Source organism: Streptomyces sp. NRRL S-337, from assembly GCF_000720175.1.
GTDB lineage: Bacteria > Actinomycetota > Actinomycetes > Streptomycetales > Streptomycetaceae > Streptomyces > Streptomyces siderophoricus.
Window position 1 is genome coordinate 19,746 of record NZ_JOIX01000073.1, and the last position, 20,872, is coordinate 40,617.

The 20,872-nt window shown below is 71.3% G+C and carries 16 protein-coding genes and 1 tRNA gene; 6 read left to right on the plus strand and 11 right to left on the minus strand.

The window, feature by feature from the left end:
• Positions 1-11 precede the first annotated feature (11 nt).
• Entirely contained in the window at positions 12-1,007 is a 996-nt protein-coding gene (locus tag IG62_RS0133055; RefSeq protein WP_030811960.1) for an acyl-CoA desaturase, read from the minus strand.
• A gap of 300 nt (positions 1,008-1,307) precedes the next feature.
• Between IG62_RS0133055 and ppc the strand changes: the two genes are divergently transcribed.
• A complete protein-coding gene (gene ppc / locus IG62_RS0133060) occupies positions 1,308-4,064 on the plus strand; it encodes a phosphoenolpyruvate carboxylase (RefSeq protein WP_030811963.1) in 2,757 nt (918 codons plus the stop codon).
• 95 nt (positions 4,065-4,159) lie between these two features.
• On the opposite strand, the gene IG62_RS0133065 is transcribed toward ppc, so the two are convergent.
• The 7 genes from IG62_RS0133065 to IG62_RS0133095 all read right to left on the minus strand — a co-directional run bounded on the left by IG62_RS0133065 (position 4,160) and on the right by IG62_RS0133095 (position 9,857).
• Entirely contained in the window at positions 4,160-4,684 is a 525-nt protein-coding gene (locus tag IG62_RS0133065; RefSeq protein WP_030413452.1) for a hypothetical protein, read from the minus strand.
• Between the two features lie 91 nt (positions 4,685-4,775).
• Positions 4,776-5,366, minus strand: coding sequence for an aminoacyl-tRNA hydrolase (pth, locus tag IG62_RS0133070; protein ID WP_030811967.1), 591 nt, complete (start codon positions 5,364-5,366; stop codon positions 4,776-4,778).
• 99 nt (positions 5,367-5,465) lie between these two features.
• Positions 5,466-6,059, minus strand: a complete 594-nt coding sequence (locus IG62_RS0133075; RefSeq protein ID WP_030811971.1) for a 50S ribosomal protein L25/general stress protein Ctc — start codon at positions 6,057-6,059, stop codon at positions 5,466-5,468.
• Between the two features lie 217 nt (positions 6,060-6,276).
• The gene (locus IG62_RS0133080; protein WP_030811974.1) at positions 6,277-7,251 is read right to left on the minus strand and encodes a ribose-phosphate diphosphokinase; all 975 of its coding nucleotides are present in this window, start codon (positions 7,249-7,251) and stop codon (positions 6,277-6,279) included.
• Positions 7,252-7,324: 73 nt separating this feature from the next.
• Positions 7,325-8,782 carry a bifunctional UDP-N-acetylglucosamine diphosphorylase/glucosamine-1-phosphate N-acetyltransferase GlmU gene (glmU, locus tag IG62_RS0133085; protein ID WP_078872396.1) on the minus strand — a complete coding sequence of 486 codons (1,458 nt, stop codon included), beginning with the start codon at positions 8,780-8,782 and terminating at the stop codon, positions 7,325-7,327.
• A 119-nt stretch (positions 8,783-8,901) separates the two neighbouring features.
• Positions 8,902-8,977, minus strand: a tRNA-Gln gene (locus IG62_RS0133090).
• Positions 8,978-8,984: 7 nt separating this feature from the next.
• On the minus strand, positions 8,985-9,857 hold the full coding sequence (locus tag IG62_RS0133095; RefSeq protein ID WP_030811980.1) for a hypothetical protein: 873 nt from the start codon (positions 9,855-9,857) through the stop codon (positions 8,985-8,987).
• Positions 9,858-10,011: 154 nt separating this feature from the next.
• On the opposite strand from IG62_RS0133095, the gene IG62_RS0133100 reads away from it, so the two are divergent.
• The gene (locus IG62_RS0133100; RefSeq protein WP_078872397.1) at positions 10,012-11,469 is read left to right on the plus strand and encodes a sensor histidine kinase; all 1,458 of its coding nucleotides are present in this window, start codon (positions 10,012-10,014) and stop codon (positions 11,467-11,469) included.
• 127 nt (positions 11,470-11,596) lie between these two features.
• Here the strand turns inward: IG62_RS0133100 and IG62_RS0133105 are convergent, their stop codons facing one another.
• Entirely contained in the window at positions 11,597-12,181 is a 585-nt protein-coding gene (locus tag IG62_RS0133105) for an SUKH-3 domain-containing protein (RefSeq protein ID WP_030811986.1), read from the minus strand.
• A gap of 8 nt (positions 12,182-12,189) precedes the next feature.
• Complete coding sequence (locus tag IG62_RS0133110) at positions 12,190-12,714, minus strand: YwqJ-related putative deaminase (protein WP_030811989.1); 525 nt, start codon at positions 12,712-12,714, stop codon at positions 12,190-12,192.
• 373 nt (positions 12,715-13,087) lie between these two features.
• On the opposite strand from IG62_RS0133110, the gene IG62_RS0133115 reads away from it, so the two are divergent.
• The 4 genes from IG62_RS0133115 (at position 13,088) to IG62_RS0133130 (ending at position 19,012) form a co-directional block, all read left to right on the plus strand.
• Positions 13,088-14,095: an SMI1/KNR4 family protein gene (locus IG62_RS0133115; protein ID WP_037839911.1), complete on the plus strand. Its 1,008-nt coding sequence runs from the start codon at positions 13,088-13,090 to the stop codon at positions 14,093-14,095.
• A 5-nt stretch (positions 14,096-14,100) separates the two neighbouring features.
• Positions 14,101-16,749, plus strand: coding sequence for an SUKH-4 family immunity protein (locus IG62_RS0133120; RefSeq protein ID WP_030811995.1), 2,649 nt, complete (start codon positions 14,101-14,103; stop codon positions 16,747-16,749).
• A gap of 257 nt (positions 16,750-17,006) precedes the next feature.
• Complete coding sequence (locus IG62_RS0133125; protein WP_030811998.1) at positions 17,007-17,945, plus strand: LCP family protein; 939 nt, start codon at positions 17,007-17,009, stop codon at positions 17,943-17,945.
• A 98-nt stretch (positions 17,946-18,043) separates the two neighbouring features.
• Positions 18,044-19,012 (plus strand): hypothetical protein, encoded by a 969-nt coding sequence (locus IG62_RS0133130; protein WP_030812001.1) that lies wholly within the window; start codon positions 18,044-18,046, stop codon positions 19,010-19,012.
• A 23-nt stretch (positions 19,013-19,035) separates the two neighbouring features.
• Here IG62_RS0133130 and IG62_RS0133135 read toward each other — a convergent pair whose 3' ends face one another.
• Complete coding sequence (locus IG62_RS0133135) at positions 19,036-20,667, minus strand: MFS transporter (RefSeq protein ID WP_078872399.1); 1,632 nt, start codon at positions 20,665-20,667, stop codon at positions 19,036-19,038.
• Between the last annotated feature and the right edge of the window lie 205 nt (positions 20,668-20,872).

Genomic DNA, 20,872 nt, shown 5'->3' on the forward strand with positions numbered 1-20,872 from the left:
ACCGCCGCGGGCTACCCCGCAGCGGCGGTCTCCTTGCGCCGGGCATCGACGCGCGACGCGTTCGGCCAGCGGACGTCGTACGCCCAGCCCGCCTTCTCGAACCAGCGGATCAGCCGGGCGCTGGAATCCAGCTGCCCCTTCAGCACGCCGTGCCGGGCGGACGTCGGATCCGCGTGGTGCAGGTTGTGCCAGGACTCCCCGCAGGACAGCACCGCCAGCCACCACACGTTGCCGGAGCGGTCGCGGGACTTGAACGGGCGCTTGCCCACCGCGTGGCAGATGGAGTTGATCGACCACGTGACGTGATGCAGCAACGCCACCCGGACCAGCGAACCCCAGAAGAACGCGGTGGCCGCACCCTGCCACGACCACGTCACCAGGCCGCCCACCACCGGCGGGATCAGCAGCGACACCGTCGTCCACAGCACGAACTGGCGCGAGATCGTCCGGATCGCCTCATCCTTGATCAGATCCGGCGCGAACTTGTGCTGCGGCGTCTGCTCCTCGTCGAACATCCAGCCGATGTGCGCCCACCAAAGGCCCTTCATCAGCGCCGGCACCGTCTCACCGAACCGCCACGGGGAGTGCGGATCACCCTCCGCATCGGAGAACTTGTGGTGCTTGCGGTGATCCGCCACCCAGCGGACCAGCGGACCCTCCACCGCCAGCGACCCCATGATCGCCAGCGCGATCCGCAGCGGACGCTTCGCCTTGAACGACCCATGGGTGAAATAACGGTGGTAACCGATCGTGATGCCGTGGCAACCGATGAAATACATCGCCGTCATCAGCGCCAGGTCCAGCCAGCTCACCCCCCAGCCCCAGGCCAGCGGCACCGACGCCAGCAGCGCCACGAACGGAACGGTGATGAACAACAGCAGCGTGATCTGTTCGACCGAGCGGCGCTGCTCACCACCCAGCGTCGCGGACGGCAACGGAGCACCGGCCCGCCCGGACGCATCGGAAGAAAGCAAAGGATCTTCTACGGCTTCAGGACCTGCGGTCATGATGTCCCTCGTCGGGGGCTCGGGGGAACGGCTACGGCCTACGGAACCGTAACCTACGGTCTCGTAAGTATGGCAGCGCCACCGCCACGGGCAAGGCCGTGACAGGGCCCACACCACCACCTCCGTACGGATGCCCACCCATCGGACGGTGTGATCCGCCGACAGTGGGCAGTCCTATCCTGGGGACGTCGGACAGCGCGGTCCGCAACCCGCCCGCATCAGACCTGCCACGCGTCGCGCCCCACCAACCCCTCCCAGCGAGCCGCGGAGCGACGCCCCTGATCGCCGCAAGGAGCACCAGTGAGCAGTGCCGACAACACCCCCGTCGAGACCGCGACCACCGAGCCCTCCGAGGCCGCCGGCGTCGCCCTGCGCGCCGACATCCGCCGCCTCGGCGACCTCCTCGGCGAGACCCTCGTCCGGCAGGAAGGCCCCGAGCTCCTCGACCTCGTCGAGCGGGTACGCGCCCTGACCCGCTCCGACGGCGAGGCCGCGGCCCGCCTCCTCGGCGACACCGACCTGGCCACCGCCGCCAAGCTCGTCCGCGCCTTCTCGACGTACTTCCACCTCGCCAACGTCACCGAGCAGGTCCACCGCGGCCGCGAGCTGCGTGCCAAGCGCGCCGCCGAGGGCAGCATCCTCGCCCGCACCGCCGACATGCTCAAGGACGCCGACCCCGAGCACCTGCGGAACACCGCCCGCAACCTCGGCGTACGCCCCGTCTTCACCGCCCACCCCACCGAGGCCGCCCGCCGCTCCGTCCTCACCAAGCTCCGCAAGGTCGCCGAGCTGCTCGACCGGACCGACGCCACCGAACGCCGCCGCACCGACCTCCGCCTCGCCGAGAGCATCGACCTCATCTGGCAGACCGACGAACTCCGCGTCGCCCGCCCCGAGCCCACCGACGAGGCCCGCAACGCCATCTATTACCTCGACGAGCTCGCCCGCGGCGCCGTCGGCGACGTCCTCGAAGACCTCGCCGCCGAGCTCGAACGCGCCGGCTCCCCGCTGCCCCCCGGCACCCGCCCGCTCACCTTCGGCACCTGGATCGGCGGCGACCGCGACGGCAACCCCAACGTCACCCCCCAGGTCACCTGGGACGTACTGATCCTCCAGCACGAGCACGGCATCACCGACGCCCTCGAACACGTCGACGAGCTCCGCGGCGCCCTGTCCAACTCCATCCGCAACTGCGGCGCCACCGACGAACTCCTCGAATCCCTCCAGCGCGACCTCGACGTCCTCCCCGAGATCAGCCCCCGGTACAAGCGCCTCAACGCCGAAGAGCCCTACCGCCTCAAGGCCACCTGCATCCGCCAGAAGCTGGTCAACACCCGCGAGCGGCTCGCCGGCGACACCCCCCACGTCCCCGGCCGCGACTACCTCGGCACCACCGAGCTCCTCGACGACCTCACCCTCCTCCAGACCTCCCTGCGCGAACACCGCGGCGGCCTGGTCGCCGACGGCCACCTCGAACGCACCATCCGCACCATCGGCGCCTTCGGCCTCCAGCTCGCCACCATCGACATCCGCGAGCACGCCGACGCCCACCACCACGCCCTCGGCCAGCTCTTCGACCGCCTCGGCGAGGAATCCTGGCGCTACGCCGACATGCCCCGCGACTACCGCCGCAAGCTCCTCGCCAAGGAACTCCGCTCCCGGCGCCCGCTCGCCCCCACCCCGGCCCCCCTCGACGAAGCCGGCGCCAAGACCCTCAACGTCTTCCGCACCATCCTCAAGGCCAAGGAAACCTTCGGCGCCGAGGTCACCGAGTCCTACATCATCTCCATGTGCCAGGGCTCCGACGACGTCTTCGCCGCCGCCGTCCTCGCCCGCGAGGCCGGCCTCATCGACCTGCACGCCGGCTGGGCCAAGATCGGCATCGTCCCGCTCCTCGAAACCACCGACGAGCTCAAGATCGCCGACCAGCTCCTCGACGAAATGCTCGCCGACCCCTCCTACCGGCGCCTGGTCGCCCTCCGCGGCGACGTCCAGGAGGTCATGCTCGGCTACTCCGACTCCTCCAAGTTCGGCGGCATCACCACCTCCCAGTGGGAGATCCACCGCGCCCAGCGACTCCTCCGCGACGTCGCCCACCGGCACGGCGTACGCCTCCGCCTCTTCCACGGCCGCGGCGGCACCGTCGGCCGCGGCGGCGGCCCCTCCCACGACGCGATCCTCGCCCAGCCCTACGGCACCCTCGAAGGCGAGATCAAGGTCACCGAACAGGGCGAGGTCATCTCCGACAAGTACCTCATCCCGTCCCTCGCCCGGGAAAACCTCGAACTGACCGTCGCCGCCACCCTCCAGGCCTCCGCCCTGCACACCGCACCCCGCCAGTCCGACGAGGCCCTCGCCCGCTGGGACGCGGCCATGGAAACCGTCTCCGAAGCCGCCCACGGTGCCTACCGCCGCCTCGTCGAGGACCCCGACCTCCCCGCGTACTTCTTCGCCTCCACCCCCGTCGACCAGCTCGCCGAACTCCACCTCGGCTCCCGGCCCTCCCGCCGCCCCGACTCCGGCGCCGGCCTCGACGGCCTCCGCGCCATCCCCTGGGTCTTCGGCTGGACCCAGTCCCGGCAGATCGTCCCCGGCTGGTTCGGCGTCGGCACCGGCCTCAAGGCCGCCCGCGAAGCCGGCCTTGACACCGTCCTCGACGAAATGCACGACCACTGGCACTTCTTCCGCAACTTCCTCTCCAACGTCGAAATGACGCTGGCCAAGACCGACCTGCGGATCGCCCAGCACTACGTCGACACCCTCGTCCCCGACGAACTGAAGCACGTCTTCGACGTCATCAAGGCCGAGCACGAACTCACCGTCGCCGAGGTCCTGCGCATCACCGGCGAAAAGGAACTCCTCGACGCCAGCCCCGTCCTCAAGCAGACCTTCCACATCCGCGACGCCTACCTCGACCCGATCTCCTACCTCCAGGTCTCCCTGCTGCACCGCCAGCGCACCGCCGCCGAACGCGGTGAAGAGCCCGACCCGGTACTCGCCCGCGCCCTGCTCCTCACCGTCAACGGCGTCGCCGCCGGCCTCCGCAACACCGGCTGACCCGACACACCCCACACCAACGGCGGCGGCCGGCCCCTTCCCCGAAGGAGCCGGCCGCCGCCGCATCAATTCCGCCGCATCAAATCCAGGGCGCGCTACATCGCCGCGAACGCCGCCCCCAGCAACGCCGCCCCCAACAACCCCATCCCCCACGCCGTACGCCGCAACCGCATCCCCCCGGCCACCACCAGCGCCGCCAGCAACAACGCCCCCGCGAACGGCACCCACGCATGCAGCACCCCCGCCGCCCCCGCCCGCACCGCACGCGACGTCCCCGGCTTCAGCACCACCTCGACCCGCTCACCCTTCTCCGGCGCCGCCGCCTGCGCGATCGACACCCGAGCCCGCGGCCGACCCGTCCCCGCCACCGGCACATACGGACCCGAACACCGCTCACCCGCACACGCCGACACCGTCAGCACCCCGCGCTCCCGGCCCTTGACCAGCATCGCGTACTTCGCCGTACTCCACGAGGTCCACACCCCCGCCACCAGCAACAGCAACGCCAGCAGCCCCATCAACCCCGTCCGGGCGACCAGCACCACCCCATAGGCACTCTCACCGAGCCGTCGCCAACGACTGCGTCTGACCGAACGGGTGCGCGTACTGCTCTTGGGCATGGCCGCGATCCTTGGCCATCCACCAGCACCCGTCAACCTCCGACAACAATTCGTCAGACCCTGCCCCGACCCGTCCCCTTAAGGCACTCGATCACGAGTTGTACGTACCCTGCGCCCGCTCCAAACCATCCACGATCAACGTCTCCACCGCATCCGCCGCACGATCCACGAAATAGTCCAACTCCCGCCGCTCCACCGACGAAAAGTCCTTCAGTACGAAATCCGCCACCGGCATACGACCCGGCGGACGCCCGATCCCGAACCGCACCCGGTGATAATCCGCCCCCAACGACTTCGTGATCGACTTCAGCCCGTTGTGACCGTTGTCACCACCACCCAGCTTCAGCCGCAACGCACCGAAATCAATGTCCAACTCATCATGAACCGCCACCACATGCGCCACCGGCACCTTGAAGAAATCCCGCAACGCGGTCGTCGGCCCACCCGACAGATTCATGAACGACAACGGCTTCGCCACCACCACCCGACGGCTCGACAACCCCGGCGCACCCAACCGGCCCTCCACCACCTGAGCCCGCGCCTTGTGCGCCTTGAAACGGCCCCCCATCCGCTCCGCCAAAAGATCCGCCACCATGAAACCGACGTTGTGCCGATTACCCGCGTACTCCGCACCCGGATTACCGAGACCCATCACCAGCCACGGGCTGTCCGCATCCGCCATCTGCACCCTCCTCCAACGGCACGACCGCCGCCCCGCGCCAACAGCACGGGACGACGGTCACCAAAAGAATCACCAGGGCACACCGGCCCCGGAAGCGAATCAGGCCTCGGCGCCCGCGGCCTCGCCCTCGGCACCCTCTTCAGCCGGAGCCTCCGCCTGCGCCGAAACGACCTGCAGGACGACGGCCTCGTCCTCCACCGCCAGCGACACACCCGACGGCAGCGCGATGTCCTTCGCCAGCACCGACGAACCCGAGTCCAGACCCGCGATCGACACCGTCACCGACTCCGGGATGTGCGTCGCCTCGGCCTCGACCGGCAGCGTGTTCAGCACGTGCTCCAGCAGGTTGCCACCCGGAGCCAGCTCACCCTCGGTCTGGATCGGCAGCTCGACCGTGACCTTCTCGCCCTTCTTCACGGCCAGGAAGTCCACGTGCACCAGGAAGCGGCGGATCGCCTCACGCTGCACATCCTTGGGGATGACCAGCTCGGTCTTGCCGCCGAACTCCAGACGCAGCAGCGCGTTCGGCGTCTTCAGCGCCATCATCAGCGCGTGGCTGTCGATCGCCACGTGCTGCGGCTCCGCACCGTGACCGTAAATGACACCCGGAACCTTCGCCTCGCGACGCAGACGGCGGGCCGCACCCTTACCGAAGTCGTCCCGCACCTCAGCGGAAAGCTTCACCTCAGCCATGACAGCACTCCTCGTATCTCAGAAACATCCGGTGGGCGTCACCCGGCCCACGACAGACCTGCTACGAAGAGCGCGTCGATAACGGACAACCACCCAAAAAAGGCGGCCTCCCTCGCCGAGCAACTCCACGAGTCTACCCGGCAGGAAGGCCGCCCCAAAATGGATCTCAAGCGCCCGGCGGACGCGGGCACCTACCCCGCCCCACGGACACCGACGATCACTGCTCCTCGAACAGGCTCGTCACCGAACCGTCCTCGAACACCTCACGGATCGCCCGGGCGATCGTCGGCGCCATCGACAGCACCGTGATCTTGTCCAGCTCCAGCTCCGAAGGCGTCGGCAGCGTATTCGTGAACACGAACTCACTCACCTTCGAATTCTTCAGCCGATCCGCCGCCGGACCCGACAGCACACCATGCGTCGCCGTCACGATCACATCCGACGCACCATTCGCGAACAGCGCATCCGCCGCCGCACAAATCGTGCCACCGGTGTCGATCATGTCGTCGACCAGGACACACACCCGGCCCTCCACATCACCGACGACCTCGTGCACCGTGACCTGATTCGCCACGTCCTTGTCCCGCCGCTTGTGCACGATCGCCAACGGCGCACCCAGACGGTCACACCAACGGTCCGCCACCCGCACCCGGCCGGCGTCCGGCGACACCACCGTCAGCTTGTCCCGGTCCACCTTCGCACCGACATAATCCGCCAGCACCGGCAGCGCAAAAAGATGATCCACCGGACCGTCGAAGAAACCCATGATCTGGTCCGTGTGCAGATCCACCGTCACCACACGGTCCGCACCCGCGGTCTTCATCAAATCCGCGATCAGCCGCGCCGAAATCGGCTCACGACCACGATGCTTCTTGTCCTGACGCGCATAACCGTAGAACGGCACGATCACCGTGATGCTACGGGCCGACGCCCGCTTCAACGCATCAATCATGATCAGCTGCTCCATGATCCACTTATTGATCGGAGCCGTGTGGCTCTGAATCAAAAAGCAATCCGCACCGCGCGCCGACTCCTGATAGCGGACATAGATCTCACCGTTGGCGAAGTCAAAAGCCTTCGTCGGGACCAGGCCGACACCCAGCTGATGCGCGACCTCCTCCGCCAGTTCGGGGTGGGCGCGGCCGGAGAAGAACATCAGCTTCTTCTCGCCGGTCGTCTTGATCCCGGTCACAGCAAATCTCCTCGAATCACAGTTTGCGTGCGCTCATCACGGTACGCCCCGCACGGCGCACCTGGTTGCACGATCACCGCTCGCCTTCCGACTCCCGGCGAGCAGCCGCAGCAGCCTGCGCGGCGGCACTTCCGGGCCGCTTACGCGCGACCCAACCCTCGATATTCCGCTGCTGGCCACGCGCGACCGCCAGCGAACCCGGGGGCACATCCTTGGTGATGACCGAGCCGGCCGCCGTATAAGCGCCGTCCCCGATCGTGACCGGAGCCACAAACATGTTGTCCGACCCCGTCCTGCAATGCGAACCAACGGTCGTGTGGTGCTTCGCCTCACCGTCATAGTTCACGAACACACTCGCCGCACCGATATTGGTGAACTCACCAATGGTCGCATCCCCCACATAAGAAAGATGCGGCACCTTCGTGCCCTCACCCACCGACGCGTTCTTCATCTCCACATACGCGCCGGCCTTTGACCGCGGACCAAGATCCGTCCCCGGACGCAGATACGCATACGGGCCCACATTCGCACCCACACCGATACGCGCACCCTCGGCAACCGTGAACGACACCACCGCACCCTCACCCACCGACGTATCCGTCAGCCGGGAATGCGGACCCACCTCGGCACCCGACGCCACATGCGTCGCACCCAGCAACTGCGTCCCCGGGTGCACCGTCACGTCCTGCTCGAACGACACCGACACATCCACGAACGTCGACGCCGGATCCACCACCGTCACACCCGCCAGCATCGCCCGCTCCAGCAACCGCTCATTCAGCAGCCGCCGCGCCTCCGCCAACTGCACACGGTTGTTGATCCCCAGGATCTCCCGGTGATCAGCGGCCACCGCCGCCCCCACCCGGTGCCCCGCCTCACGCACGATCCCCAGCACATCAGTCAGGTACTCCTCACCCTGACTGTTGTCCGTCCGCACCTTCCCCAGCGCATCCACCAGCAGCCGGGCATCGAAGGCGAACACCCCCGAATTGATCTCCCGGACCGCCCGCTGCGCCTCCGACGCGTCCTTGTGCTCGACGATCGCCGTCACCGCACCCGACGCCGCATCCCGCACGATGCGCCCGTAACCCGTCGCGTCCGGCACCTCCGCCGACAGCACCGTCACGGCATTCCCGTCCGCCGCGTGTGTCTCACCGAGCCGCCGCAGCGTCTCCCCGGTCAGCAGCGGCGTGTCACCGCAGACCACGATCACCGTGCCGTCGAGCACGACACCGCTGTCGCTCAGCTCGTCCAGCGCCATACGGACCGCGTGCCCGGTACCCAGCTGCTCGTGCTGGACGGCGGTCCGCACCCCGGCATCGACCTCGGAGAGATGCGCCCGCACCTGCTCCCGGGCATGACCGACGACCACGACGAGGTGCTCGGGGTCCAGCTCACGGGAGGCGGCGACGACATGGCCGACGAGGGAGCGGCCGCAGAGTGCGTGCAGGACCTTGGGGGTCGCCGACTTCATGCGGGTACCTTCACCCGCTGCGAGAACGACGACGGCTGCCGGGCGGTTGGCGCTCACGGGGATGCCCTTCGGCTTCTTGGCTACTTCGGGTGGTGGTCACCCGAAGGATACCGGGGCGTATTGCGGGCGAAACGACGGCGGGTCCTGATCTTGCCGATCAGGACCCGAACGTGCACTGGCTCCCCCGCAAGGATTCGAACCTTGTCCTGCTGGTACCAAAAACCAGTGTGCTGCCAGTTACACCACGGGGGACAGTGCGTCAGACCATACCCGAGCCTGCGCCGGGCGTGGACACCGATTTGACCATGCCGGCCCACCAACCCTCGATGCGACGGTAGAGCTCAGCGCACTGAAGAACGCGGACCACGAAGCAGCCGCGGTAGTCGTCGCCCACGTTCTTGCGCACCGTTTTGGTGTTGTGCCTCTTGAGTACCGTCTTGCACAGGTCGGGGACGTCGATGCCCACCAGGTCCGCCCAGTACTGCTCGGCGCCTGCCACATCGGCAGACTCGTGGATCATCACGGAGAAACGCAGTCGCTCACGCTCGACGCCGAGCAGCGTCAGCCAGGCCAGGTAGACCTTGATCATGTCTGGGTCGCTGTTGACGAAGATGACCTGTTCTCTGCGCTGGTACGGCTTGCTCTTGCTCCCCTCCGACCAGTACAGGCCGACACCGATCAGGAACAGTTCCCGCTCGCTGAGTGTGCCGATGTCTTTCGCCGCCTCCGCCTTCGTCTGCTCGATCGCCCGGTCCCGGGCTTCGCGGTACGGCGCCCACCGCGCCTCCCGCATCTGGTGCATGGCCTCGGGTGACTTCTGGGGCTTGGGCAAATCCCGCACCCAGAGCGACACCGAGCTCTTGGCCACTCCCAGCTCGCCCACGATCTCGTCGTAGGTGCGCCCCTGCTTGCGCAGCTCGCGTGCCTTCGCCCGTAGGTCGTCCTTGGCGTTCGGGCGCCTGGTCCAGTCGGGCGGCGGCTCACCTTCCAGGAGGGAGGTCAGGGCGGCGTCGGTCAGGGGGAGGGACAACCGGTCGCGGATCTGGCGGCGGCTGAGGCCGGCGCGGCGGAGGGTGAGGGCGTGGTGGCGTAACGCTTCGTAGTCGTACGGGGTCCGTTGGGTGTTCGGCATGGGAACAGGGTGGCGGGACACGACACGCCAGAGCATCGAAAACGTGGGCGATTCAACAGTTCGAGGGATAACCGAGGGTAAGGCTGGTATCAGGGCGAGCGGCCGTCCATAACTGGGCGGAGGAACCGGTGGAGGCCCCCGTAGGCTGGTCGGTATGACCGCGACGGGGGCAAGTGAAGGTGTGGGCGCGCGGGGTGCGCCGATAGGTGGGCCGTGGTGGTGGGGACGGCGGCGCAGCGCCGTTCTGGACGCGTCGCTGGCGGCTGCTTCGACGGTGGAGTGCCTGCTCGAGGGCGTGAGTTTTGCACATGGGGCGCATCTGCCGGAGCTGCTGGGGGCGCTGCTCGGTGTGCTGGTGGGACCGGTGTTGCTGGTGCGTCGCCGGTGGCCCGTGGTGGTGGTGCTGGTCTCGATAGCGGTGATGCCTGCGGAGATGGGCGGGCTGCTGAGTGTGGTGGGGCTGTACACGCTCGCCGCGTCGGATGTGCCGCGGCGGATCACCGCGTTGCTGGCCGGTATGACGGTGACGGGGACGTTGGTGACGACGTTCCTCAGCATGCGGCAGGACATCGCGTCGCAGCCGGACTTCAATCCGCCGGTGTGGCTGGTGCCGGTGATGGCGTTGGCGCTGGGTCTGGTGCTGACGGCGCCGCCGGTGTTGTGGGGTTTGTACGTCGGTGCGCGGCGGCGGTTGGTGGAGAGTCTGCGGGAGCGTGCGGACGGTCTGGAGCGTGAGCTGTCGCTGTTGGCGGACCGGGCCGAGGAGCGGGCGGAGTGGGCCCGTAACGAGGAGCGGACGCGGATCGCGCGGGAGATGCACGACGTGGTCGCGCACCGGGTGAGTTTGATGGTGGTGCATGCGGCGGCGCTGCAGGCGGTGGCGTTGAAGGATCCGGAGAAGGCGTCGAAGAACGCGGCTCTGGTGGGGGACATGGGCCGGCAGGCGCTGACGGAGCTGCGGGAGATGCTCGGGGTGCTGCGGACGGCCGAGGGGTCGGCGGCGCGGGGTACCGCGGGGGCGGATGTGCCGGAGCGGCTGGCTGCGGTGGCGTCGGGGGTGCGGGCGCGGGAGGCGGCCGAGGGAGATCTGGGCCGGGACCGGGACCGGGGCCTGGGTCGGGAGCGGGATCCGGATCGGGGGCGTTCCGTTGGGGAGGCGTCGTCGGCGGAGGGGGATGCGGACGGGCCGTGTCTGGATGATCTGGGGGATCTGGTGGGGCAGTCCCGGGCGGCCGGGATGGTGGTGGAGCTGTCGGTGGCCGGTGGTGAGGGGGAGTCGGTCCGTCCGCGTTATGGGGCGCGGGTGGAGCGTGCGGTGTACCGGGTGGTTCAGGAGGCGTTGACGAACGTCCACAAGCATGCGCCGGGTGCCCGGGCGCGGGTGCGTCTGGCGCATCGTGAGGGTGAGCTGGCGGTGCAGGTGGAGAACGGTCCGTGTGAGGGCGGGGCGGCGGATGCGGGGCTGCCGAGCGGGGGCAATGGTCTGGTGGGGATGCGGGAGCGGGTGACGGCCCTGGGTGGGGTCTTCGTCTCGGGTCCGACGGACAGTGGTGGTTTCCGGGTTTCGGCGGTTCTGCCGGCGCCGCGGCCGGCTCCGCGCGTCGTGGGCTGAGCCGGGTCGCCGTTTTCCTTCCCCCAGGTTTTCTTTCCCCCAACGGTCCGCCGGGCGGGGCTGGGCTGTACCGGCGGGGGCGTTGTCGGTCCGTACCGGCGGGGCGTTGTGGGGCCGTGCTTCCGGGTCAGTCGGTCCCGTGTGGGGAGAGGCGGCTCGGTCGGGTGCCGAGGACCAGGGTGCCCAGTGCGGTGTCGATGTCTGCGCCGAGGTACCAGTCGCCGGTGTGGTCGAGGCTGTAGACGCGGCCTTCGGCGTCGATGGCGAGGGTGGCCTGGGGGTGGGTGCCGTCGTGGGTGGGGAGTTCCTCGCGGCCGAGGGGGGCGACGTCGGTGGCGAGGGCGCGGCCGAGGTCGCCGAGGGTGCGGGCGAGGTGGAGGCCGTGCAGGGGGTCGATGACGAAGGGGGTGGGGGCGATGTGGCGGCCGGGTCCGGGGCCGGTGATGCGCAGGCCGCCGAATTCGGCCCAGGCTTCGACGGCGGCGGGGAAGACGGTGTGGCGGTGGCCGGCGGGGGAGGTGTGGGCGCGGAGGGTGTCGGCCCAGTGTTCGGCCTGCTTTATGTCCCAGCGGCCGGGTTGCCAGCCGGCTTCCTGGAGGGCGACGTCGACGGCGGGCGGGAAGCGGGTGGAGTCGGTGCGGCCGGGTCCGGGGGTGTGGCCGGGGGTCCGGTCGTGGGTGGCGTCGCGGGGTCCGGGGGTGGTGGGCGGCATGGTGGCGGTCAGCTCCCTGTGGGCGTCGCGCCGATCGGCATGACGCCGAAGTGGGCGAGGAGGGCGTCGCAGGAGCGGCAGGGTGGGGCGTAGCTGCCGTGCTGGGGGTCGCCGTCCTCGCGGATGTGGCGTGCGGTGATCTTGGAGTGTTTCAGGGAGCGGCGGGCTTCGCCGTTGGTGAGGGGTTTGCGGGAGGCGCGTTTGCCGCGGTTGGTCTCGACGGCGGTGAGGTGGCGGGAGAGCAGGACGGCTTCTGGGCAGCGTCCGGTGAAGCGTTCGCGTTGTGCGGTGGGGAGGGTGTCGAGGAAGTCCTGGACGAGGGGGTGGAGCGGCGGGGGTTGTTCGGCCTTGCTGGCGGTGCAGGTGAGGGTGTGGCCGCGTACGGACAGGGCGGCGCCGATGGTGGGGAGGATGCCGTCGCGGCGGTGGTGGAGCGTGGGCGGGCGGTGGGTGTCGGCGGTTCCGCTCCAGCCGATGCGAGGGTCGCCGGTGCCGGTGCCGGTGCCGGTGCTGTGGCGTGTGGTGGTGCTCATCCGTGGTGCTTTCCCTCCCTGCAAACCCCCCGGTTGCGGGGGTCAGCCTGCCAAATGTGCTGGGTGTTCCGGTAGTCGGACGGCCTGTCGCGGTGATCACGGGGGGCTGATGGGGTGTCGGCCGGGGGTCAACGGGGCTGGTGGGCGGGGTGGTGTGCGGGGTTCGGGGGTGGTGGGCCGGCGGGTGACGCCGGTGTGTCGCGGGGCTGACGGGTGGGGGCGCGCGGGCGGAAGAGGGGGTTCCGCCGGGTGGGAGGCGGCTCGTCGCCGGGCCGGGGGGGTGGCGCTGACGTGCGGGGCGGGGGCGGCGGAGGGTGTTGCGGTACGGCATAGGCTGTGCCCCAAAGCCAGCTTCAGCCAGGGGGCAACCGCGATGACGACAGGTCGGCCAGGGCTGGGGGTTCCACCCGGCCCCCAGGCGGCGGGACATGCCGCGCCACCGAATGCGGCCTATGCCGGACAGGTCGTGCATTTTCCGGATCCGGTGCGTGCCGCGCGGTATCCGGCGGGGGTGCGGATGGACGGGCGGGGCTTCCCGGATTTCACGCCGTACGCCCGGGCCGCGGCGGAGATCGCCGAGCCGCCGGAGGGTTTCGGGGTCGACGAGCTGAGGCTGACGGACTATGTGTCGGCGAACGCGGCGCTGCATGCGCAGGGGCACGAGCTGTGGATAGATGTGCCGTCGGTGGCCACGCCGCACGGCTGGACCTGGCATCACGTGGCCGGTACGCGGCGGATGGAGCTGGTCCCGGTCGAGGTGAAGGCGTTGTTGCGGCATCACGGTGGGCTGGCGACGGCGCCGGTGGCGCACGACAAGCGCGGGACGCGGCCGTTGCAGGAGACCCGGCCGGCGCACTTCGGGTTGCCGCACCGTGATCTGTCGGTGGGTGAGGAGCAGGTGGTCCAGGCCGAGGAGGCGCTGGGGTACCGGCTGCCGGGTGCGTACCGGTCATTCGTGAAGGCGGCGGGCGGGTGCGCGCCGGTGGGTGCGGCGCTGGACGCGGAGTTGGGGCTGCTGGTGGACCAGCCGTTCTTCACGGTGCGGGACGACGCGGCGGTCAACGACCTGGTGTACGTGAACAAGTGCCTGCGGGACCACTTCACCAAGGACTATCTGGGGGTGGCGTTCGCGCAGGGTGGTGTGATCGCGGTGAAGGTGCGCGGTGAGGGGCGGGGTTCGGTGTGGTTCTGCCCGTACGACGATGCGCGGGACCGGGACGGCTGGACGGTGCAGGAGCGGGTGGAGCGGCTGTTGTTGCCGTGTGGGGCGGATTTCGACGATTTTCTGCAGCGGCTGGCGGGTAATCCGCCGGAGCTGGAGGCGGTGGCGAACCTGATGGTGGACGGCGGTTTCGCGCAGGCCGTCGCGGTGGGGGGCTGATCGCGGTGGTGACGTTCGCGCAGGCGCAGGAGCGCGCCGAGCGGTGGGTGAACGGCGAGGTGCCGGCCGAGCTGCACCGTGAGGTGCGGGTGCGGGAGTTCGATCTGGGCTTCGTGGCCTGGGCGGAGGACCGTGAGGGCGGTGCGGCGGCGGAGGGCGGCCGGGCCCGGATGGTGATCGCGCGGGACAGCGGGGAGACCACGCTGTGGCCGGGGTTGCCGGTGGGCGAGGTGATCCGTCGTTACGAGGAGGAGTACGGCTCGCCGGTGGACGGCGGGTACGGCGCTGCCGAGCCGCCGCCGCAGCGGATCGATCTGGAGGCCACGTCGTTCCTGCTGACGCCGCCGGAGTGGCTGCAGGAGGCGGCGGACGCGATCGGCATCCCGGACCGGAGCGGCGGTGCGGCGGCGGCCGGTGGCGCGGGGAGTGCGGGGGAGGGGGCCGGTGCGGGTTCCGGCCCGGCTGTCCCGTCGGTGCCGCAACAGGCCGCCGCGCCGCAGCAGTCGGCGATGCCCGCGCCCGCTCCTGCCCCCGCTGCGGGTGCTGCCGACGACACCCCGTGGGCGGCGGCGGACACGACGCATTCCGACGCGGGGGCCGGGGACCGTTCGGTGGGTCTGCCCGCGACGGTCTTCGCGCCGCCGCTGGCCGGTTGCGACGAGGAGGACGCCCCGGTGGCGCCGCGGGCGCGGCCGGACGCCAAGACCGAACTGCTGCAGGGCGGCAGCCAGTTGCCGCGTACTCAGGTCGCGCCCGCGCTGGACCTGCCGTCCGGCCAGGCCGGCGGTCCGGGTGGGGCGTCGCTGCCGCCGATGCCGTCCGCGCCGCCGGCCGTTCCGGGGCTGCCGGATCTGCCGCCGCCGTCGGGGTCGCCGGTCGCGGACGTCCCGCCGCCGCCCGGTGTCGCCGGGCCGGGTGCTCCCGGCCCCGCCACGCCCCCGCCCGCCCCGCAGAGCGCAAAAGCCCCGGCCGCGGGTGCGGGAGGGGCCGCCGCGGGTGCGTCCGGGGGGCCGGCCGGTGGTTATGTGCCGACGCAGCTGGTTTCGCAGCTGGATGCGGACGGTCTCGATCTGAGCGCGGTGGACGGTCCGGGCGGCGGCGACGGGCCCGGTGGCGGTGACGCGGGTGGTTCCGGCGGTACGGGTGCGCCGGGTGCCGGCGGTCCCGGTGGTGGGGTGCACGCCGCGGCGACGATGCTCGCCGACGGGGCGTCGCTGCAGGATCTCGTGGGTGCCGGTGGTCCGGGGAGTGCGGGTGCGGGGCCGGGTGTGCCGCCGCCGCCCGCGCCTCCGGGCGTACCCGGTGCGCCGAAGCCGCCCGGCCCGCCGGGGCGGCCCGGTCAGGGTGCGCACGGCGGTCAGGGCAGCCAGGGTGCGCCGGGCGGTCCGCCGCCGCCCCCGCCGGTGCCCGCCACGGGTGGTGGCCCCGGTGGTGGGGTGCACGCCGCGGCGACGATGCTGGCCAGTGGCGCGGCACTGTCCGGTGGCCCGGGTGCGCCCGGTATGCCGCCGGCCGCAGGCCCCGGTGTGCCGCCGCCCGGTGTGCCGGGTCCGCCGCAGGGGGGACAGCCCGGCCCGCAGCCCGCCCCGCCCGGCCCGCCGCCCGGTGTGCCGGGCCCCGGCGGTGCGGCTCCCGGTGCGTACGGCTATCCGCCGGCGCCCGGTGGTCAGCCGACGGTCGGTCCGGGCTACATGGCGGTGCTGAGCTATCGCGCCCCGGACGGTTCGGAGCAGAAGATCGTGCGCCGTTCGGCGCCGGGTACGCCGCATCCGGAGTGGCAGCTGCTGCACGAGCTGCGCGGGATGAACGTCCCGCCGCAGCAGGTGCTGGAGCTGCACACCGAGCTGGAGAGCTGTGATCTGCCGGGCGGCTACTGCGCGCGGATGATCCGGGACAACTGGCCGCAGGTGCGGATCAGCCACACCGCCGCGTACGGCCGGGACCACGCCTCGCGTCAGCAGGGCGTGCGGCACCTCGTCGAGCACCAGGGCGAGTTGCACCAGGTCGCGGACGGTCCGGCGCGGCCGGCGCCGGTGCGGGTGCCGTTGCCGCATCCGTCGCAGGTGCAGCCGGTTCCGCCGGTTCCGCCGCAGGTGATCGGGCAGGAGCTGGAGCAGTCCTTCGGGCCGCAGGGGATCTTCCGGTTCGACCAGCGGGCGGTCTCCCGGCACGGTGTGCCGGACGTGGTGGCGCAGATGCTGGTGTGGGCCGGGCTGCCGGTGGACTTCGGGCCGTTCTTCTGGGCGCAGGCGCAGCCGGGCCGTCCGGTGCCGACGCTGGCGGAGCTGGCGGCGGAGCGCGGGGTGCAGCCGGCGTCGGACGCCGGGTCGTACCTGGTGATGGGCAACGACTTCGGGCGTCAGCTGTGTGTCCAGTACGGGACCGCGAACATCGTGGCGGTGCCGGTGGAGGCCGGTCCGGGCGGTCAGCCGGCCGCGCCGCAGTTCGTGAATTCCGGGCTGCCGGAGTTCGTGCGGTGTCTGGCGATGCTGGGCCGGATGTGGCGGCTGCGGTACGGGCTCACGCCGGAGCAGGCGGGCCGCTGGACGGTGGACTTCCAGGCGCAGCTGGTGGCGCTGGATCCGCCGGCGCTCGGTTCGCCGGAGACCTGGTGGTCGGTGCTGCTGGAGCAGATGTGGGACGGCCTGCTGTGAGGGGTGCTCTCCGCTAGGGCGGGGGCGCTCGACCTGCGGGGCGGGCCGGGCGCCCTGACCATGCCTGTATGGGCCGTCCGATACCCCCGTCGTGGTCGTCGTCGTGGCCCGGCTCGTCGACGACGCTGTACCGGGCGCGGCGGCCGCCGTGGTGGCACCGGCGGCGGATCGCCCGTTCGCTGCCGGGGCGGCGCCCGCCGCGGCGCCGGGGCACGGGTTCCGGGCCGTCGCGGCTGGCCTGGCTGAGGTGGCTGCTGGTGGCGCTGCTGGTGCTGGTCCTGCTGGTGGTGGCGGGCGGGGTGGGGCTGTATGTGCGGGCGGGGCAGCAGCTGCAGCACGTCGATGCGCTGGGTGACTACGCGGGGCGGCCGGCCGCGGGCCGGGGCACGAACTGGCTGCTGGTCGGTTCGGACAGCCGGGCCGAGCTGACCCCCGAGCAGCGCAAGGAGCTGCACGTCGGCAACAACGAGGTGCGGAACACCGACACGATCATGGTGCTGCACTACGGCGAGCACGACCCTTCCCTGGTGAGCCTGCCGCGCGACAGTTACGTCCCGGTGCCGGGGTACGGCAGCCGGAAGATCAACGAGGCGTATGCGGACGGCGGGCCGCGGCTGCTCACCCGGACGGTGGAGCAGGCGACGGGGCTGCGGATCGACCGGTACGCGGAGGTCAGCTTCCTGGGGCTGGTGCAGGTGGTGGACGCGTTGCCGGACGGGGTGCGGCTGTGTCTGGAGCGGCCGCTGCGGGATGAGAGGTCGGGGGCGGACTTCCCGGCGGGCTGCCGGCGGATGAACGGCACCGAGGCGCTGGCGTACGTCCGGGCGCGGTATGCCGACCCGCAGGGGGACCTCGGACGGGTGAAGCGGCAGCGCCGGCTGATCGGTGCGCTGGCGGACGGGATGACGGACTCCCAGGTGCTGCTCGATCCGTTCCGGCTGCGGCGGGTGCTGGACGTGTCGGTGGCGGCGCTGAGGGTGGATCAGCAGGCCGGAGTGGCGCAGTTGCTGGACATGGGCTGGGCGATGAAGCAGATCGCGGGCGGGGGCGGGACGGCGACGACGGTGCCGGTGCGGCAGCCGGGGGAGATGGTGGCCGGGGCCGGGTCGGTCCTGTTGTGGGATGAAAACGGGGCGAGCCGGTTGTTCCGGGCGTTGCGCCACGATGATCCAATTCCGACTTCTGTCGCTAAATAACGCATCCTGGTGCAGTGGGTCGGCCGGAGGGTCGCGAGGGCGCCGCCGCCGGCCGGTCCGAGGAGAAGTGCGCGCAACTGCACAGAGGGGCTTGAGGGATGAGTGCATCGGTTTCGCCTCACGGGTTCGAGATCGTACGGGGCCGTGGGTACCGGCCGGAGGACGTGGACCGCCGCTTCGAGGGGCTCTCCATCGACCGTGACTCCTGCTGGGAGCGGGCCGCACGGCTCACCGTCCTGTGCAACGAGATGGAGGCCGAACTCACCGAGCTGCGGCTCTATCTGGCGAAGCTGCCCCCGCAGACGTACGAATCCCTCGGCAGCGAGGCCCGGTTGATCCTGACCACGGCGGAGTCCGAGGCGGCGCGGCTGCGCGCGGAGGCCGAGGAGTTCGCCGAGCGGGAGCGGGACGAGGCCGACGTGCACGCCAAGAAGGTCCGGGAGTCGGCGGACAAGGCGGCGTCCGCGCTGCGCTCCGACGCCGACGAACGGGCCCGGCACACCGAGGAGGTGGCCCGGGACAACGCCACGAAGCTGGTGGCGGCGGCGTCCCGGGAGGCCGGGCAGCTGCGCGCGGAGGCCGCCGAGGCGCTGGCGAACGTGGTGCGGCGCACCGACCAGCTGCTCAGTGACCAGGAGAAGCGGCACGCGGAGGAGTGGGACGCGGGCGGGCGGGAGATCGCCGAGCGGGAGGCGGCGCTGGAGCGGCTGGTGGCGGAGCTGGACGAGCGGGGTGAGGTGCTGCTCGCCGACGAGCGGCGGCGCTACGCCCAGGCCGAGGAGGCCGCCCGGCACCACCAGGAGGCCGCCGAGGACCAGGGCGCCGAACTGCTGGCGCAGGCCCGGGTCGCGGCGGAGCGCATCGAGCGGGCCACGGAGCGGGCGCTGCGGGAGCACGACGAGGAGCGCGAGGAGCTCCGTGCCCACATGGCGCACGTTCGCAACAGCCTGGCGGCGCTGACCGGCAAGGCCCCGGCGCCGGAGGACGACGGCCCGGCGGCCGGCCCCGCCGGTCCCGACGAGGAGGACACCGTGGAGACCCAGGTGCCGCGCCAGGCGGGCGGCTGACCCGTGCGAAGGCTCCGCCCCGGTTACGCCCCGCCGGGCTCGGCCTCTGCCGTACGGGCGTCCGCGTGCACCGGGAAGCGCCGCGGGGCGAGCAGGAGCAGGGCGAGCGCGGCGAGTGCGGCGGCCGTGGCGGCGCCGAGGTAGACGTGGCCGACGGTGGTGGCGACCGCACGGCGGAGGTAGTCGGTGGCGTGCGCGGTCAGTGTGCCGGCGTGCTCCAGGGCGTGCGAGACCGCGTCGAGGTCGCCGGGCAGGCCGGGGCGGATGTCGGCCGGGGCGTGGGCGAGGCGGTCCTTGAGGGTGGTGTTGGCGACGGCGCCGAAGAGGGCGGCGCCGACGGACTGGCCGACCTGGCGGCAGAAGAGTATGGACGCGGTGGCGGTGCCGCGCTCGGCGTAGCCGACGGAGGACTGCACGCCGATGATCAGCGGCAGCTGGAAGAGGCCGAGGGCGGCGCCCAGCGCCAGCATGATCAGCGCGGGCTGCCAGGCCGCGCCGGGGTAGGGCAGCAGCGGGAAGGCGAGCAGGATCAGCCCGGCCGCGCCGATGCCGAGCAGGGCGCAGTTGCGGATGCCGAGGCGGTTGTAGACGTGGCTGCTCAGTGCCGCCGACACCGGCCAGCTCAGGGTCATCACGGACAGCACGAAACCGGCCGCGATCGGGCCCAGGCCCAGCACCGACTGGGCGTAGGTGGGCAGGAAGACGGTGGGGGCGACCATCAGCAGGCCGAGCGCCCCCAGGGCGAGGTTGACCGCGGAGATGGTGCGGCGGCGCCACACCCAGCCGGGGATGATCGGCTCGGCGGCGCGCCGTTCGATCAGGACGGTGGCCGCGCCGCACACCGCGCTGCCGGCGAACAGCAGCAGGGACGGGGTGGAGAGCCAGGCCCAGGCGACGCCGCCCTGGACCAGGGCGGTCAGCAGCAGCCCGCCGCAGGCGAAGATCGCCAGCGCGCCGGGCCAGTCCACCCGGGGCCGGCCGGCCCGGCCGCCGCCATCACGGCCGGTGGCGCGCTGCGGCTCCGTGAAGTGCCGCCCGACCAGCCACAGCGCCACCGCGCCCACCGGCAGGTTGACCAGGAAGATCCACCGCCAGTCCGCGTAGGCCGCGAGCAGTCCGCCGAGCGCCGGCCCGGCGATCGCCGAGGTGGCCCAGACGCCGGAGAGCCTGGCCTGGATCTTGGGGCGTTCCTTCATCGGGTAGAGGTCGGCGGCGATGGTCTGCACGGTGCCCTGGAGGGCGCCGCCGCCCAGGCCCTGCAGTACCCGGAAGGCGATCAGGGACGCCATGTTCCAGGCGGCCGCGCAGGCCAGTGAGCCGGCGAGGAAGAGCACGATGCCGGTGATCAGGATGGGCTTGCGGCCGAAGGTGTCGGAGAGCTTGCCGTAGACGGGCAGGGTGACGGTGACGGCCAGCAGGTAGCCGGAGAACAGCCAGGAGAAGACCGCGAAGCCGCCGAGGTCCCCGACGATCTGGGGGACGGCGGTGGCGATGATCGTGGAGTCCAGCGCGGCCAGTGCCATGCCGAGCATCAGGGCGGCGACGACCGGGCCGCGCCGCTCGGTGCGGGCGCCCCCGGGCTCCGGCGCCGGCGTCCGTGGGCCGCCCGTGCCCCGGTCCGTGGGGCTGTCGCTGCCCCTGGTCGTGCGGCTCATGGGTCCCCCTCCGCTTCCCTGCCACCGTTGTGTGTAGTGGGCACCGTTCCCGCCCCAGCCTTCCATGCCGGACCGGGATCCGGAACGGGACCGGGCGGTCCGCCCCCGCCCGGGCCCGGTCTGCTCGGGCGGCGGTTTGTCGGCGGTCGGGCGTATCGTGGGCAACCCCCGCCCGTATGACGTCGCGGGCTGTTCGCGTTGTTCG